This is a genomic window from Stenotrophomonas sp. GW821-FHT02D01, from assembly GCF_059421765.1.
In genome coordinates this window covers 232,907-248,405 of the sequence record NZ_JBWKVP010000002.1, presented here as the reverse complement: position 1 = coordinate 248,405, position 15,499 = coordinate 232,907, and the positions used below count along the sequence as shown (strand labels likewise).

14 protein-coding genes are annotated in these 15,499 nt (G+C 66.9%); 2 read left to right on the top strand and 12 right to left on the bottom strand.

What is annotated here, in order from left to right; all coding sequences use genetic code 11:
- Positions 1–209: 209 nt before the first annotated feature.
- From lipA to AC07UW_RS06020, 3 genes are read right to left on the bottom strand one after another with little or no spacing between them, the layout of a single operon-like run.
- A complete protein-coding gene (lipA, locus tag AC07UW_RS06030) occupies positions 210–1,220 on the bottom strand; it encodes a lipoyl synthase (protein ID WP_495211629.1) in 1,011 nt (336 codons plus the stop codon).
- 17 nt (positions 1,221–1,237) lie between these two features.
- Positions 1,238–1,882 (bottom strand): lipoyl(octanoyl) transferase LipB, encoded by a 645-nt coding sequence (gene lipB, locus AC07UW_RS06025; RefSeq protein ID WP_223483263.1) that lies wholly within the window; start codon positions 1,880–1,882, stop codon positions 1,238–1,240.
- A gap of 56 nt (positions 1,883–1,938) precedes the next feature.
- On the bottom strand, positions 1,939–2,217 hold the full coding sequence (locus AC07UW_RS06020) for a YbeD family protein (RefSeq protein WP_495211628.1): 279 nt from the start codon (positions 2,215–2,217) through the stop codon (positions 1,939–1,941).
- A 295-nt stretch (positions 2,218–2,512) separates the two neighbouring features.
- Between AC07UW_RS06020 and AC07UW_RS06015 the strand changes: the two genes are divergently transcribed.
- Positions 2,513–3,571 carry a lipid A deacylase LpxR family protein gene (locus tag AC07UW_RS06015; protein WP_373695685.1) on the top strand — a complete coding sequence of 353 codons (1,059 nt, stop codon included), beginning with the start codon at positions 2,513–2,515 and terminating at the stop codon, positions 3,569–3,571.
- A gap of 204 nt (positions 3,572–3,775) precedes the next feature.
- On the opposite strand, the gene AC07UW_RS06010 is transcribed toward AC07UW_RS06015, so the two are convergent.
- From AC07UW_RS06010 to rodA (AC07UW_RS05990), 5 genes are all read right to left on the bottom strand, one after another.
- Positions 3,776–4,993 carry a D-alanyl-D-alanine carboxypeptidase family protein gene (locus tag AC07UW_RS06010; RefSeq protein ID WP_032975369.1) on the bottom strand — a complete coding sequence of 406 codons (1,218 nt, stop codon included), beginning with the start codon at positions 4,991–4,993 and terminating at the stop codon, positions 3,776–3,778.
- A 102-nt stretch (positions 4,994–5,095) separates the two neighbouring features.
- Positions 5,096–6,334 (bottom strand): septal ring lytic transglycosylase RlpA family protein, encoded by a 1,239-nt coding sequence (locus tag AC07UW_RS06005; protein ID WP_140225485.1) that lies wholly within the window; start codon positions 6,332–6,334, stop codon positions 5,096–5,098.
- On the bottom strand, positions 6,331–7,476 hold the full coding sequence (gene mltB, locus AC07UW_RS06000) for a lytic murein transglycosylase B (RefSeq protein ID WP_033832243.1): 1,146 nt from the start codon (positions 7,474–7,476) through the stop codon (positions 6,331–6,333). The genes AC07UW_RS06005 and mltB overlap by 4 nt, the downstream gene beginning before the upstream one ends.
- A gap of 272 nt (positions 7,477–7,748) precedes the next feature.
- Positions 7,749–8,000, bottom strand: coding sequence for a hypothetical protein (locus AC07UW_RS05995; protein WP_495211627.1), 252 nt, complete (start codon positions 7,998–8,000; stop codon positions 7,749–7,751).
- 472 nt (positions 8,001–8,472) lie between these two features.
- The gene (gene rodA, locus AC07UW_RS05990; protein ID WP_223496602.1) at positions 8,473–9,549 is read right to left on the bottom strand and encodes a rod shape-determining protein RodA; all 1,077 of its coding nucleotides are present in this window, start codon (positions 9,547–9,549) and stop codon (positions 8,473–8,475) included.
- Between the two features lie 424 nt (positions 9,550–9,973).
- Between rodA (AC07UW_RS05990) and AC07UW_RS05985 the strand changes: the two genes are divergently transcribed.
- Positions 9,974–10,384 carry a hypothetical protein gene (locus AC07UW_RS05985; protein ID WP_223496604.1) on the top strand — a complete coding sequence of 137 codons (411 nt, stop codon included), beginning with the start codon at positions 9,974–9,976 and terminating at the stop codon, positions 10,382–10,384.
- Positions 10,385–10,695: 311 nt separating this feature from the next.
- Here the strand turns inward: AC07UW_RS05985 and rodA (AC07UW_RS05980) are convergent, their stop codons facing one another.
- Genes rodA (AC07UW_RS05980) through mreC form a run of 4 tightly spaced genes read right to left on the bottom strand, consistent with a single transcriptional unit; the run spans position 10,696 to position 15,481 of the window.
- Positions 10,696–11,808, bottom strand: a complete 1,113-nt coding sequence (gene rodA, locus AC07UW_RS05980; RefSeq protein WP_025877247.1) for a rod shape-determining protein RodA — start codon at positions 11,806–11,808, stop codon at positions 10,696–10,698.
- On the bottom strand, positions 11,805–13,883 hold the full coding sequence (mrdA, locus tag AC07UW_RS05975; protein WP_025877249.1) for a penicillin-binding protein 2: 2,079 nt from the start codon (positions 13,881–13,883) through the stop codon (positions 11,805–11,807). The genes rodA (AC07UW_RS05980) and mrdA overlap by 4 nt, the downstream gene beginning before the upstream one ends.
- Positions 13,884–13,886: 3 nt before the next feature.
- Positions 13,887–14,372 carry a rod shape-determining protein MreD gene (mreD, locus tag AC07UW_RS05970; RefSeq protein WP_025877251.1) on the bottom strand — a complete coding sequence of 162 codons (486 nt, stop codon included), beginning with the start codon at positions 14,370–14,372 and terminating at the stop codon, positions 13,887–13,889.
- Positions 14,369–15,481, bottom strand: coding sequence for a rod shape-determining protein MreC (mreC, locus tag AC07UW_RS05965; RefSeq protein WP_495211626.1), 1,113 nt, complete (start codon positions 15,479–15,481; stop codon positions 14,369–14,371). The genes mreD and mreC overlap by 4 nt, the downstream gene beginning before the upstream one ends.
- Between the last annotated feature and the right edge of the window lie 18 nt (positions 15,482–15,499).

Below are 15,499 nucleotides of genomic sequence, written 5' to 3'. Positions count from 1 at the left end.
TGTCACCCGCCCACTTCCAGTGGAAAACCAGCCTAGCGGGGCCGGTGTAGCAAATTGTGAATGCAGGCAAAGGCGTGCGGACCAACGGTCCGCACCCACCATGGTGGTGGTGGCACCCATCGGTGGTGGTGACACCCATCGGTAGCGCCGGGCCATGCCCGGCGGGGATGAGGTATGCGGACCAACGGTCCGCACCCACCGGCGGAGCGTCAGGAAATGCCGGCGCCCTTGGCCTGCACGTCGGCGTGGTACGACGAGCGCACCATCGGGCCGGAGGCCACGTGGCTGAAGCTCAGCTCGTAACCGTAGACTTCCAGCGCCTTGTAGTCGTCCGGGGTCCAGTACTTCAGCACCGGGTGGTGGTGCGCGGTCGGCTGCAGATACTGGCCGATGGTGATCATGTCCACGTTGTGCGCACGCAGGTCGCGCATGGTGGCCTTGATCTGTTCGAAGTCTTCGCCCAGGCCCAGCATGATGCCCGACTTGGTCGGTACGTCAGGGTGCTGCGCCTTGAAGTTCTTCAGCAGGTTCAACGACCACTGGTAATCGGCACCAGGGCGCACGTTGCGGTACAGGTCCGGCACGGTTTCGATGTTGTGGTTGAACACGTCCGGCGGGTTCTGCGCGAGGATCTCCAGCGCGCGCTCCATGCGGCCCTTGCCGCGGAAATCCGGGGTCAGCACTTCGATGCGGGTGCCCGGCGACTTCTCGCGGATGGCGGTGATGCAGTCGACGAAGTGCTGGGCACCGCCGTCGCGCAGATCATCGCGGTCGACGCTGGTCACCACCACGTACTTCAGGCCCATGTCGGCCACGGTCTGGCCCAGGCTTGCCGGCTCGTTGGCATCGGGCGGCTTCGGCCGGCCGTGTGCCACGTCGCAGAACGAGCAGCGGCGGGTGCAGACCTCGCCGAGGATCATGAAGGTAGCGGTGCCGTGGCCGAAGCATTCGTGGATGTTCGGGCAGCTGGCTTCCTCGCACACGGTCACCAGACGGTTCTCGCGCAGCTTGGCTTTCAGGTTCTGCACGGCATTGCCCGAAGGAATGCGCACGCGGATCCAGGAGGGCTTGCGCAGCACCGGCACGTCGGCGAACTGCACCGGCGAGCGGTTGATCTTGTCCCCACCCATCTGCTTGACCCCGGCCTGCAGGGGCGCGGTGGACGGAAGCTCGGCCTGCACGATCTGCAGGGGAATGGTGCGGGCAGTGGTTTCAGTCATGGCGTTTCCGGGGGCGGTCAGGCGGCCGCAGAGAGATCAGGCAGTTCAGGCACGGGCTGCAGCAGCAGGCCGAACTGGCGGGCCAGGTGGTCCAGCAGCACCGGCTTGACGGCGTCCATCCCGGACGGACCGCCCAAGTCTAGCACCGTGGTCACCTGCAACCCCTCGTAACCACAGGGGTTGATGCGGTGGAAAGGGTCAAGGTCCATGGCCACGTTGAAAGCCAGGCCATGGAAGGTGCAGCCGCGCCGCACGCGGATGCCGAGTGCGGCGATCTTGGCGCCGCCGACGTAGACGCCCGGGGCGCCATCGAGCCGTTCGGCACCGATGTTCCATTCCGCCAGGGTATCGATGATGGCCTGCTCGATGCGGCATACGTAGTCGCGCACGCCAATGCCCAGCCGCGGCAGCCGCAGCAGCGGATAGATCACGATCTGGCCGGGGCCGTGGTAGGTCACCTGGCCACCGCGATCGACGTGGACCACCGGGATCTCACCCGGCGCCAGCACGTGTTCGACCTTGCCGGCCTGGCCCAGGGTGAACACCGGATCGTGCTCGACCACCCACAGCTCGTCCAGCGTGTCATCGTCGCGCTGGTCGGTGAAACGCTGCATGGCGTGCCAGACCGGCTCGTAGGCCTGGCGCCCCAGGTCACGCACCACCGCCGGGCGCGGCGGGCGCGCCTCGGGGGCAGCCGCTTCGGCAGGACAGCTGACGGCTACACCGTCCACTTCACTTCCGGGTGGTCGCGCAGGGCCTTGTGGGCCACGTCGTACTGTTCACGGTTCTCGGCCCGGAAGACCAGGCGCACCGAGACGTACTTGCCGTTGGACGAATGCTTCCAGCTGATGCGCTCGTTCACCACGTCAACGCCAGCAGCCAGCAGCAGGCGGGGGAGTTCATGCTCCAGGCCGCGGTTGGCCGGGCCCATCGCGCTGAGCTCGAACTGACCGGGGAACTGGAAGCCGTGTTCGGGGTTGTCGGACTTGATTTCCATGCGCCCATTATCGGGCCGCAGGGCAACAAACCCAAGAGTATTCATGTAAGCCGGCGGCACTGCAGGCGGGCCGCTGCGTTGCAGCTGAACATCCATTCAGGCTGGGACCCACCTCCCAGGGTTCCTGCCCCATCGCTGCGGCTTCACCTGCGGTAACCGATTGTATCGATCAGACAATGTTGTTTTCGGAACAGACAAGTGATCCCAGCGCGCTCGTTCCATCACAGCGCCGGGAGTACCGTGTCGTTGCATAAAACGACAGACAAAAGCCCCCTTCCCGATGATCATCCCATCCATGCGCTACCTCGCATCCTTTGGATTGTCCGGCCTGCTGGCCACCGCCCTCCCCCTTTCCGCCTACGCAGCCGAGCAATGCGGCCCGGACGCGATGCGCGAGCATCCGCCGCAGGTCAATTTCCGCGTCGACAACGACCTGTTCGGCGGCCGCCACCAGGACCAGGGCTATACCAACGGCGCCCAGCTGACCCTGGTCTCGCCCAACCTGGTCGATTACACCGACGACCCGTGCCTGCCGCGCCTGGCGCGCTGGGTGAACAGCCACCTGGAGGCACTGCACCCGGGCAGGTTCGAACAGCAGAACATGATCTTCAGCCTGGCCCAGGGCATCTTCACCCCCACCGATTTCACCCGGAAGGACCTGATCGAAGACGACCGCCCGTATGCGGGCGTGCTGGTGGCCAGCTTCGGCTACAACGCACGCAGCGGCGACCACCTGCAGACCACCCAGCTGACCCTGGGCGTGGTGGGCCCGTGGGCGCAGGGCCGGCAGGTGCAGAACGCGGTGCACGACGTGCTGGGTGATGAGAAATTCCAGGGCTGGGACAACCAGCTGCACAACGAACCGGTGTTCATGCTGACCCACGAGCGCATGCGCCGCTGGCCGGGCGATGCCAGCATCAATGCCGACGGCTGGGGCTGGGATGCGATCAGCCATTACGGCGGCTCGATCGGCAACCTGGAAACCAAGGCCAACGTCGGCGGCGAAGTGCGTTTCGGCTGGAAGCTGCCCGACGATTTCGGCAGCACCCCGCTGCGCCCGGCCGGCGAGAACACCGCGCCGACCCGGGGTGGCAAGCCCAGTGGCTGGTCGTGGCACATGTTCGCCACCACCGATGCGGCGTGGGTGATCCGCGATATCACCCTGGACGGCAACACGTTCCGCAACAGCCACAGCGTGGACAAGCGCCACGTGGTCGCCTACGGCGGTTACGGCGTGGCAGTGATGCGCGGCCGCTGGAAATTCGCGGTAGCCCGCTACCACAGCACCCGCGAGTTCAATGGCCAGCGCGAAGCCCCGGTGTTCGGCAGCTTCACCATCAGCCGCTCGCTGTAAGCGAGGGGCTGATGGTGAAGCGGGTAGGTGCCGACCGTTGGTCGGCACACCGGATTGAATCGCTCGCTGTAACCCGGGACTGCGTCCGCCGGGCATGGCCCGGCGCTACCCCGATCATCGGTAGGGCCGGGCCATGCCCGGCGGGATCCCACGAAAAAGGCCGGCATTCGCCGGCCTTTTTCATTCACCGCAGCAGGCTGCGGATCATTCCGATTCCCACCACATCCAGAAGCTGTCCCACAGCCGCTTGAAGAAGCCGGCCTGCTCGACGGCGGCCACAGCCACCAGCGGCGCTTCGGCCACCAGCTTGCCATCCAGGGTGACCTTGACGGTGCCGATCTGCTGGCCAGCGGTGAACGGCGCTTCCAGGGTCTTGGGCACATCGATGCTCGGCTTCAGGTCGTTGTAGCGACCGCGCGGCACGCTGACCAGCATCGGCTGCGCCACGCCCAGCTGCACCTTGTCGGTGGTGCCCTTCCATACCTTGTGCTCGGCCACGGCCTTGCCAGGCTCGTACAGGCGGTGGGTCTCGAAGAAGCGGAAGCCCCAGTTCAACAGGGCCAGGCTGTCATCGGCGCGCTGCTTTTCCGACGCGCCACCCAGCACCACGGCGACCAGACGCTGGTCACCGCGCTGGGCCGAGCTCATCAGGCAGTAGCCGGCCTCGGAGGTGTGGCCGGTCTTGATGCCGTCCACGCTGCCATCGCGCCACAACAGCAGGTTGCGGTTGGGCTGCTTGATCGTACCGACCTGGAATTCCTTGATCTTGTTGTACGCGTAGGTTTCCGGGTAGTCGCGCACCATCGCGCGACCCAGCAGGGCCAGGTCGTAGGCGCTGCTGTGGTGGCCCGGCGCGGTCAGGCCGTGGGCGTTCACGAAGTGCGAGTTCTTCATGCCGATCTTGGCGGCGTAGCTGTTCATCAGCGAAGCAAAGGCTTCTTCGCTGCCGGCCACGTGCTCGGCCAGGGCGATCGCGGCGTCATTGCCGGACTGGATCGCCATGCCCTTTTCCATGTCTTCCAGGCGCGCGGTCTGGTTGACCGGGAAGCCGCTGTAGCTGCCATCGGTGCCGGCGCCACCTTCGCGCCAGGCGCGTTCGCTCATCATCACCTGGTCATCGGGACGGACCTTGCCATTCTTGACCTCGGCGGCGATCACGTACGACGTCATCACCTTGGTGATGCTGGCCGGGGCCAGCTGTTCGTTGATGTTCTCGCCTGCCAGCACCTGGCCGGTGGCGTAGTCCATCAGCACCCAGGCCTTGGAAACGCTGGGTGCAGGCGCCGGCGGCGTGGCCACGGTGGCGGGGGCAGCAGCGGCGGCAGGCGCTGGGGTGGCCGGGGTCGGCAGCGGCGTCTGGGCGGAGGCCAGGCCCACCACCAGGGTGGCGGCCAGGGCAGTGGCGGCGGAACGGAAATTCATGGGACAGCAGGCTCCAGGGGACGGCCGGAAAATGAAGGATGGGGCGAGGTGGCCATTGTAAGGCCGAGGTGGCAAGGGCCGGCAGCACCGGCCCGGGCGGAATCAGTCCTTGACGATCTGTGGCGAGCCAAAGCCCAGACCCGAGATGCGCCCGGCAAGTTCCGCCGCGCTGGCATGGTCGCTGGCGGGTACCCGCAGGCGCCACAGGGTACGACCACCGGCAGCGATGTCGCTGATGGTGGCACCGACGATGCCGGCAGCGTTGAGCTGGCCCATCGCCCGGTTGGCGTTGTCGCGGTTGGAGAAGCTGGCGACCTGCAGCATCACCGCGCCCACCACCTTCTGCGACAGGCTGGGGCTGCTGGCCGGGGCCGGGCTGCGCGGCATGGCGGTGGCCACGACCGGCGCTGCCGGACGCGACGCGGGTGCGCTGGGCGGCAGGCTGCTGACCGCCACTTCCGGCATCGTGCTGACAGCGGCCTGGGTGGTAGCCGGCTGGCCGCGCTCGGGCGCGGCGTCGGCCGGCAGGCGCTTGACCAGTCGATCGATGTCGCTGTCGGCAACCGCACGTGCGGCGGGTGCGGGGCGTGCGCTGGCAACGGCAGCGGTAGCCGCTTCAGCAGCACGGCGTTCGCGGCGCGACGGCTTCTGCGCCATCAGGTTGGTTTCACCCGGCTGCACTGCGCGCACTTCCACGTTGCCGGTACCGCGCTGGGTGATGCCCAGGCGCACAGCGGCGGCGTAACTGAGATCGACCACGCGGCCATCGTGGAACGGGCCACGATCATTGACGCGCACGATCACCGATTCGCCGTTGTCCAGGTTGGTCACGCGGGCGAAGCTGGGCAGCGGCAGGGTCTTGTGCGCAGCGGTGAACTGGTACATGTCGTAGACCTCGCGGTTGGAGGTCAGGCGGCCATGGAACTTGGCGCCGTAGTACGAAGCGGTGCCGCGTTCAACGTAGTTGCGGGTGTCGTCGAGCACCTTGTACTGCTTGCCCAGCACCACGTAGGGCGACTTGTTGCCGATCGCCGAGCGATCCTCATTGGTCACCACCGGCTCGGGAATACAGGCCACGTTGGGCACATAACTGGGCGTGGTGTCTTTCACGCCGGGCTTGTACAGGCCACCGGCGGTGTAGTTGCCACGGGTGGACAGGTCCTCGGTGGCCGCCGCGTACGGCGAGCCCTCCGGACAATGCGCCGGACGCCCACCCTTGCCCTGCACCACCGTGCCGGACGGCTTGCCACCGTGTCCGGCGGTCGCCGGCTTTTTCGGCGCGCTGCTGCAGGCGGCCAGCGCGAGGACGATCAATCCAGGGACCAGCCATCTGATGTTCATGCCGGGGGCAGCTCCTGTCCGGCAATGGCCTGCGACAACTGGAACACGGCCATCGCGTACATCTTCGAGAGGTTGTAGCGGGTGATTGCGTAGTAGTTCTGGAAGCCCAGCCAGTACTGCTTGCCGGTGCTGCCTTCAAGGGTGATCGGGGTGGCGGTGGCACCCGGCTGCACCGGCGCGCTGGGCTGGTAGCCGCGCTGGGCCAGGTCGGCCAGCGACCAGGTGGGCATCCACTCGGTCGGGTTGAACTCCTCGCGGCCGGCGGCGAGCGTGGCCGGCACGGCAACCTGGCCGCCGCGTACCCAGCCGCCCTTCTTCACGAAGTAGTTGGCGATGGACGAGAACACGTCGTCGTAGCTGGTGAACAGGTCACGGCGACCATCGCCGTTGCCGTCCACGGCGTAATCCAGGTAGCTGGAGGGCATGAACTGGCCCATGCCCATCGCCCCGGCGTAGCTGCCCTTGAGCGTGGTGATGTCCAGCTTTTCCTCGCGGCCGAGCTCGAACAGCTTGGCCAGCTCATCGCGGAAGAACAGCTCGCGGCGCACTTCGCGCTCCAGCTTGGCCGGGTCGCCACTGCGCGGGTAATAGAAGGCCAGCGTGTACAGCGCATCGAGCACGCGATGGCTGCCGGCATTCTTGCCGTAGCTGGTTTCCACGCCGATGATCGCCACGATCACTTCCGCCGGTACGCCGGTGCGCTGCTGCACACGGTCCAGTTCGGCGCGATGCTGGGCAAGAAACGCCTTGCCGCCATCGATGCGTGCCTTGCTGATGAACATCGGCCGGTATTCGTTCCACGGCTTGACCCGTTCGGCCGGCCGCGACATGGCAGCAATGATCGGCTGGCGCACCTGCGCCTGGTCGAGCACGTTGCGGATCTCGTCGGGCTTGAGGCCGTAGCGCTTGGCGGTGTCGGCAATGAATCTGGCGCGCGCGGTTTCGAACGGCACCGGGGTGAGATCGACCGGTGCTGCCGTGGCCGCGGTCGCTTCCGGCGCGGCCTCGGCCGGGCCGTGGGGCTTGGCCGCCGGGTGGCGCGGCGTACTGCTGGCCTGTGGCGAAGTCGGTGGGGACGTCGGCTGGGTCGCGCAGGCGACCAGGCCGAGGGTGAGCATGCAGGCCAGAGAACGTCGAATCATCACCGCAGGTTAGCAGGTCATGGATGAATTAAAACCCCTAACACCATGAATCACAACGATTTGCTCGCGTTCAGCACGAAATGTGAAGACGTTGTGATTGACCTGCCCCATTCAGGCAGAGGTTGCCGGTTGCGTCCCCATCCCCGCAGACGCAACCGGCCGCCGGACCCGGTCGGTACCTGCGCGGCTGCCGCTCCCCAGTGGCAGTGCTCCGCGCTCCTTGTACCTGTTGGATCAGTACTGCTTTCCCATCCGACGCCCCTCGCGCTGCATCAAAGACGGCGCGCCATGCCGAACGGGCCGTCATTGTGCAGGCCGATTGCGACAAGTCCATTGATCAGGATCAACGCGGCGTCAAAATGTGAATTGGCGCCCACTTTTAATGGCACTTCGTCAGCGGCCATGCTGCTGTGCGGTGGAGTGGGAACGATTACAGAAATGCGCTTGCGCAGATTCATGCGCGCATCGGCGGCGAAGCTCGGCGAACGGCGCAGCCCCTCGTGGGTGGGCGCAAAGCGATTCATGAGGGTTGGCCGGGTAGATGGGCTGCGCAGGGGACGCCGTGAACCCATCCTTGGGGGCTTGTCCGCGGCATCCATGCCGCAGACACCCCTGCGCAGCCCATCTACCCGGCCACGGACAGGTTCCTGCAGCGCCCACCCACGCAAAGAGAAAAAGAAGAGCGAAGAGCAACAGCGGGTCGCTTCGCTCTGAGCCGAGCGTGGGCTCGGCTCTACAGGAAGCGTGGGCAACCGGCCATGCTGCTTTTGCTTTTGATCTTCTTTTTCTATTCCGTGGGTGGCAGACCGAAGAGATCTGTCAGAGGGCGGTCGGGTTGGGTTCGCGGGGGTGTCCGCGCCATGGATGGCGCGGCCAAGCCTCCACGGACGGATTCACGGCGTCCCCCGCGAACCCAACCCGACCGACCCCACTGCGGCTTTTGCTTTCCGCGACCAACCAACCCACCCACGAGGGGCTGCGCCGTTGGCTGGAAACCTACGCGTGCACCGGCCGATGCCCCCGCACCGCCATCACCAGCCCGATCCCCGCCAGCAACGACACCGCCGAGGTGCCGCCATAACTGATCAACGGCATCGGAATGCCCACCACCGGCAGCAATCCGGAAATCATCCCGCCGTTGACCAGCACGTACACGAAGAACGCCAGGCCGAGGCTCCCAGCCAGCAACCGCGCGTGCGTGTCGCGTGCCTGCACCGCGATCGACAGGCAACGCCCGACCACGAACAGATACAGCGCGAACACCACCACCACGCCGATCCAGCCGAATTCCTCGGCCAATACCGAGAACGCGAAATCGGTGGTGTACTCGGGCAGGAAATCCAACGTGGCCTGTGTGCCGTGGCCCCAGCCGCGCCCCTGCATGCCACCCGAGCCGATGGCGATGCGCGACTGCAGGATGTTCCAGCCGGTGCCCAACGGATCGGCAGCCGGATCCAGGAAGGTCAGCACGCGATTCTTCTGGTACTGCCGCAGCAGCCCGAACCACGCCAGTGGCGCAGCCACCGATACCGCACTCAAGCCGGCCACCACCCAGCGCCACTGCAGCCCAGCCAGCAGCAACGCAAACACGCCACTGGCCGTCACCAGGGTGGCGGTACCCAGGTTGGGCTGCATCAGGATCAGCAGCGCTGGCACCCCGATCAGTACTGCGGCCGTCAGCACCGTGCGCGGCGATGGCGGCAGCGGCTGGCGGTGCAGATACCAGGCCATCATCAACGGCAGGCTGAGCTTGAGCAGTTCCGAGGGCTGCAGATAGAACACGCCCAGATTGAGCCAGCGTTGCCCGTATTTACCGGTGCCGATCACATACACCGCCATCAATGGCAGCATCGACAGCGCATAGATCGCAGGCGTCCACGCGCGCAGGCGCAGCAGCGAGACCCGCGACAACAGCCACATCGCTACCAGGCCCATCGCAAAGCGCATCGCCTGCCCCGCCACCGGGCCGTTCACGCTGTGCAGCACCGCCAGACCCGCGCCCATCAGGATAAACAACGCGACCAGTAACGGCAGATCGATCGTGCGCACCGCCTCGAGGCAGCCGCCAAGCATTCGTTTCCATTTCACCCGTGGCACGGTAGCAACCGGCGCTTTCGTGAAGCTGTCAGCGCTGTTTGTCGCTATCGACACCTCGCGTGATGAGTGCCTTTGGCATCTGCATTCCCCGGGTTTCAAACAATTCTGATTGGAGCAGCGGGGGCTCCCATGCACATCATGTAGTGCCATCGACAACGGGTGGCACGGGACTCCAATCCCGTTGACCCAAGTGTTGTTTACGCTTGCCAGCCGGCGTCGCTTTCTCCTTGTTGAGCGGCGTCGGCTGGCAATCCGTCCGTGCGTCTTTGGCGGGCGGTGCGTGGAGGGCCTCGTGCCCGCCGGCGCTTTCACACTTGGTCACCGGTATTGGAGCCACGCATCGTCCGCCACCCTCGCATGCACGCGGGGTGGCCCTTGCCTACCGCACAAGGATGCCGCCATGTCCGCTTCCACCTACCCTTACCTGTTCGCCACGCTGGGCGAGGCCGCCCACCAGCTGCCGGACGACATCGCCCGCGCGCTGGAAACCACGCTCACCGCAACGCAGGCGGCCAACGCCCCCGGCGGCCCTACCCTGCTGGACTGTCTGCAGCGCATCCGCCAGGTGGAAGGCGCCGACGGCCAACCGTGGCCACGCAAAGGGCGAACGCAGGCGCAGTGCATGGCGATGGCACGCATCGACCGCGCCAATGCCGGGCTGACCTTCCTGCTGGAATTGCTGCACGCCAGCGAACGCGTGCGCGTGGACGGCGACGACACGCAGCATCTGCCCGACGACGCCCGCGAAGGCCTGCTGCTGGCCTGCCGAGGGCTGTCGGAATACGTGGATGTGCAGTTGCAGGCCGCGTAATGCGCACGTCGCTGTGCCCTCGCCTGCCTCTCGTACAGCGCATGCCGGCCCTGAGCCGAGCATGGCTCGGCACTACAAAGAGCGAAGCGACCCGCTTCTGCTCTGCTTTATTTCTCTTTGCGTGGGTGGCCACCGCAGGAAACTGTCAGAGGCCGGGTGGGGTGGGTTCGCGGGGGTGTCCGCGGCATGGATGCCGCGGCCAAGCCGCCAGGGATGGGTTCACGGCGTCCCCCGCGAATCCACCCCGCCCGGCCAACCACGGCTGTCGCTTTCAGCAACCACCCACGAGGGGCTGCGCCGATGGCTGGAAACTACCCGTAACCGCCATGCACCGGATTGTGACGACGCACCGCCATCACCAACCCGAACCCCGCCAGCAGCGATACCGCCGACGTACCGCCGTAACTGATCAACGGCATCGGCACACCCACCACCGGCAGCAGGCCCGAGATCATCCCGCCGTTCACCAGCACATAGACAAAGAACGCCAGACCCGTAGCACCGGCCAGCAGGCGCGAGTACGAATCGCGCGACTGGCTGGCAATCCACAGGCAGCGCCCGATCACCACCAGGTACAGCGTCAGCACCAGCGCCACGCCGATCCAGCCGAACTCCTCGCTCAGCACCGAGAAGGCGAAGTCCGTGGTCTGCTCGGGAATGAAATTCAGGTGCGACTGCGAGCCTTCGCCCCAGCCCTTGCCATCGAAACCACCGGAACCAATGGCGATCTTCGACTGGATGATGTTCCAGCCTGCGCCCAGCGCGTCCATTTCCGGGTCGAGGAACATCATGATGCGGTCCTTCTGGTACGGCCGCAGCAACCAGAACCAGGCGACGGGCGCCACCGCTGCCACACCGCCCACGCCCAGCCCCACCCACCACCACGGCAGGCCGGCCAGCAGCAGCACGAACACGCCACTGGCCGCGATCAGCACGCCGGTACCGAAGTCCGGCTGCAGCATCACCAGCCCGGTCGGCACGCCGATGATCACCATCGCCACCAGCACCGTGTTGAAGCGCGGCGGCAGCGGCATCTTGTGCAGGTACCAGGCCACCATCATCGGCAGGCTGACCTTCAGCAGTTCGGCCGGCTGCAGGTAGAAGAACTTGAGGTCCAGCCACTGCCGGCCGTATTTTCCCGTTCCCAGCGCGAACACCGCCAGCAACGGGATCATCGAGATGGCGTAGATCAGTGGCGTGGCCGAGCGGATGCGCAGGATCGGCGCCCGCGAAATGCCCCACATCGCCGCCAGACCCACGGCAAAACGCACGCCCTGCGCCATCACCAGGCCATCGCCGCCAGCACTCTTCAACGTCGCCAGGCCGATCACCATCAGCGCGCCCAAGGCCAGGCACAGCAGCCAGTCGAGGCTGCTGAAGAACCGCTGCAGCATTTCCCCGGCCCAGCGCAGGAAGGCGCTCATCGGCTGGCCTCCGCCGCGACGGTCGGGCGAGGACCGACGGGCACCGCCGCAGCAGATGGCGAACCCGGAACCGGTGCCGGCGCCGGTGGCGGGGCGGGCATGCCGATCAGCACCGGGTGCTCGCCCAGCTCGGCGGCGGCGGCATCGCCGGCCGGGCGCGCGTTCACGTCCTCATTGTCGAAGGCGGTGATGCCGATGGCGGTGGTGCCGCGTTCGCTGTCCAGCGGCTGCATGCCTTCAGGCATCTTGCCCAGCAGCCAGGCATCGAAAATCTTGCGCGCGATCGGTGCAGCCGCCGCACCGCCGTAACCGCCGCCTTCCACGGCGATGGCAAGCGCAATCACCGGCTGCTCGGCCGGCGCGAAGCCGACGAACAGCGCACGGTGGCGCAGGTGCATCGGCAGGCTTCTGGGATTGACCGCGGCCGTGCCCTTGCGGCTGACGACCTGTGCCGTGCCTGTCTTGCCCGCCATCGTGTACGGCGCGCCGGCCGCCATGCGCGCTGCGCTGCCGCCGGGGAGCATGGTGGCCATCATGCCTTCGCGCACCGCCTGCAGGTTGTTCGGGTTGGGGCTGACCGGCTTGCTCGGGCCGGGCTCCGCCGCCACCCAGTCGCTGTCGAAACCAGCACGCTGCTGCATCACCAGATGCGGCGTGCGCAGCTGGCCATTGGCCAGGCCGCTGACACCACGGGCCAGCTGCAGCGGGGTGACCTTCCAGTCGCCCTGGCCGATGCTGATGTTCACCGTGTCGCCGGGATACCAGGCTTCCTTGCGGCTCTTCCGCTTGTAGGCCGGCGACGGCAGGATGCCGGAGATCTCACCGGTCAGATCGATGCCGGTCGGCTGGCCGAAGCCGTAGTACTCCATGTAATGGTCGAACCGCTCGATGCCCAGGTCCAATGCCAGCCGGTAGTAATACGTATTGACCGACTGCGCGATGGACTTGCGCAGATCGGTCCAGCCGTGACCGCCACGATGTGAATCACCCCAGCCACGCGAGGTGCCCGGCAGGTAGAACATGCCGGTCGACAGCACCTTGTCCTCGGGACGGCGAACGCCCGAATCGAGGCCGGCCAGGCCGATCAGCGGCTTCAGGGTCGAACCGGGGGCAACGCCGCCGAGTACCAGGCGATTGAACTGCGGGCGCGACGGGTTGTCGTTCAGCGCCTTGAAATCGGCATGCGAGATGCCGTTGACGAACAGGTTCGGGTCGTAGGACGGCAGGCTGACCATCGCCAGCACTTCACCGGTACGCGGGTCCATCGCCACGGCCGAACCTTCCTGATCACCGAAGGCAGCCACCATCGCCCGCTGCAGGTCGGCGTCGATCGACAGCCGCAGGTCGGCGCCGGATTGCGCAGCGACACGGCCGATGGTGCGGATCGCGCGGCCCTGCACGTTGGTCTCGACCTGCTCGTAGCCGACCTTGCCGCGCAGTTCCTGCTCGTAATAGCGCTCCAGGCCGGACTTGCCGATGTGGGTCAATGCGGCGTTGCCCTCGCCGAGGATCTCCAGATCCTTGTCGTCGACCCGGCCAACGTAACCGATGATGTGCGCGAACAGGTCGCCATAGGGATAGCGACGGGTCAGGTAGGGTTCCAGCTCGACGCCGGGAAAGCGCCAGCGGTCCACCGCGAAGCGCGCCATTTCCTCATCGCTCATTCGCAGCTTCAGCGTGACCGGCAGGAACTTGCGGCGCGCCTTGCGCGACTTGTTGAACGCTTCCAGTTCTTCCGGGCTGATCTGGATGATCTTCGCCAGCCCTTCCAGGGTGGCATCCATGTCCTTGACCTTGTCCGGGGTCACATCCAGGCGGAACGCCGGCACGTTCTCGGCCAGCAACCGACCATTGCGGTCATAGATCATGCCCCGCCCGGGCACCACCGGCCGCGGCTTGATGCGGTTTGCTTCGGATCGGGTGGCGTAGATGTCGTGGTCCAGCACCTGCAGCTTGAAGTACCAGCCGCCCAGGCCCAGCAGGCAGACCAGCACCCCGAAGAAGCCCAGCGCCGCGCGACGCCGGAACTGTTCGGCTTCGGCGTGCGGATTCTTGACCTGGCGACGCGGCAACATGGCTCAGCGCCCGCGCTTGCCGAAGCGCACTGCGTCCAGCAGCACGAACACCAGCGGCCACAGGCCCATGCCGAGCAGGGGTGCCCACCAGTACGACCACGGCAGGGTCGGCTCGCCCACCAGGATATGGACCAGCGCGCTGACGATGCGATCGTTGAACAGCAGGCCGCCGATGGCCAGCATCTGCTGCGACATCGGGAAGAAGCGGATGCGCGCGCGGAAGCGCTGCAGGATGAAGGCCAGCATCACCAGGCGCAGCGCCTGTTCGCCCAGCACCCCGCCGTACAGCAGGTCGGCGACGACGCCGCTGGCGAAGGCGATGCCGAGGCCGACGCGCTCCGGCGCTTCGATCACCCAGTAGGCCAGAACCAGTGCCAGCCAATATGGACGCAGCGGCTGCAGCAGCGCCGGCAACGGCAGCAGGCCCAGCAGCAGGGCCACCACCAGGCTGGCCGGCAGCACCCAGCGGTTGTCGCGAAGGCGGCTCATCGCTGCGCCTCCGGCTGCGGTTGGGTGGGCTGCGGTTGCGTTTGCTGCGGTTGCCGGCCAGCGGCCGGCACTACCGGGGAGGGCTGCGTCGTCGAAGGCGCGAGGCCCGACGGGCTCGTCGCAGACGAGGACGGCTGCCGGCCAGCGGCCGGCACTACCGGGGTAGCCTGCGTTGCTGCAGGCGCGGTGCCGGTCGGCAGCGCTGTGGCATCGGCCGGGCCACCGGGAGCGGCCTGTTCCATCTGCAGGCGCAGGTTCGGCGGAATGCGGATCGCAGCGCCAGGGCGCAGCAGCAGCACGTCGCGGCCACGATCGAGCTGCGCGGCCGGTTTCAGTTCGCCCACCAGGAAGGCATGGGTATCGTCCGGGCGCAGCCCGGTGATGGTGCCGACCGGGAATCCGGCCGGGAAGCGGCCACCGAGACCGGAGGTGACGATCTCATCGCCCACTTCCACGCCGGCACTGAGCGGGATGTCGCGCAGTTCCAGCTTGTCGCCGCGGCCGTAGACGATCAGGCGCACGCCATTGCGGGCCACGGTCACCGGCACCGCGTGGTCGGGGTCGGTCAGCAACAGCACGGTAGAGCTGCCCGCGGTCACGCTGATCACCTGGCCCATCAGGCCGCCGGAATCGATCACCGCCTGGCCGACGTGCACGCCTTCGCGGCTGCCAGCGTCCAGTACCAGACGCTGTTTGACCGGGTCCAGGTCGATGTCCAGGATCGGCGCCAGCTGTACGTCCAGGCCACTGCGCTCGGCCACGTTCAGCAGTTCGCGCAGCTGGGCGTTGTCCAGCGCGGCGGTCTGCAGACGGGTCAGGCGGGCGTTGGCCAGCAGCAGCTGGTTGCGCAGCTCGCGGTTCTCGGTCACCAGCTGGCCGTGGCTGGCGGCGGTATCCCGCACCTGCCCGCCGAGCTTGCCGGGCAGGCCGGCCAGGGCCCACACCGGCTGCACCAGGCTGTTGGCCTGCTCGCGCAGACGCGCCAGCCAGCCAGCCTGGTCGTCGAGGACGATCAGGGTGATTGCCAGTGCGAGATAGGCCAGCAGCCGCAGCGGGCTGGCGGCATCACCGGATCGGGAAGCGACGGGAGGTCCGGCGTAGGGCGGCACGGCAGCGATTCAACTGGC

Excerpts from the sequence above, each read along its gene's own strand:
- AC07UW_RS05985 (WP_223496604.1), top strand. The coding sequence starts at position 9,974 with ATGTCCGCTTCCACCTACCCTTACCTGTTCGCCACGCTGGGCGAGGCC.
- AC07UW_RS06005 (WP_140225485.1), bottom strand. The coding sequence starts at position 6,334 with ATGAACATCAGATGGCTGGTCCCTGGATTGATCGTCCTCGCGCTGGCC.
- AC07UW_RS06010 (WP_032975369.1), bottom strand. The coding sequence starts at position 4,993 with ATGAATTTCCGTTCCGCCGCCACTGCCCTGGCCGCCACCCTGGTGGTG.
- AC07UW_RS06020 (WP_495211628.1), bottom strand. The coding sequence starts at position 2,217 with ATGGAAATCAAGTCCGACAACCCCGAACACGGCTTCCAGTTCCCCGGT.
- AC07UW_RS05995 (WP_495211627.1), bottom strand. The coding sequence starts at position 8,000 with ATGAATCGCTTTGCGCCCACCCACGAGGGGCTGCGCCGTTCGCCGAGC.
- rodA (WP_223496602.1), bottom strand. The coding sequence starts at position 9,549 with ATGCTTGGCGGCTGCCTCGAGGCGGTGCGCACGATCGATCTGCCGTTA.
- mrdA (WP_025877249.1), bottom strand. The coding sequence starts at position 13,883 with ATGTTGCCGCGTCGCCAGGTCAAGAATCCGCACGCCGAAGCCGAACAG.
- lipA (WP_495211629.1), bottom strand. The coding sequence starts at position 1,220 with ATGACTGAAACCACTGCCCGCACCATTCCCCTGCAGATCGTGCAGGCC.
- rodA (WP_025877247.1), bottom strand. The coding sequence starts at position 11,808 with ATGAGCGCCTTCCTGCGCTGGGCCGGGGAAATGCTGCAGCGGTTCTTC.
- mltB (WP_033832243.1), bottom strand. The coding sequence starts at position 7,476 with ATGATTCGACGTTCTCTGGCCTGCATGCTCACCCTCGGCCTGGTCGCC.
- mreD (WP_025877251.1), bottom strand. The coding sequence starts at position 14,372 with ATGAGCCGCCTTCGCGACAACCGCTGGGTGCTGCCGGCCAGCCTGGTG.
- AC07UW_RS06015 (WP_373695685.1), top strand. The coding sequence starts at position 2,513 with ATGCGCTACCTCGCATCCTTTGGATTGTCCGGCCTGCTGGCCACCGCC.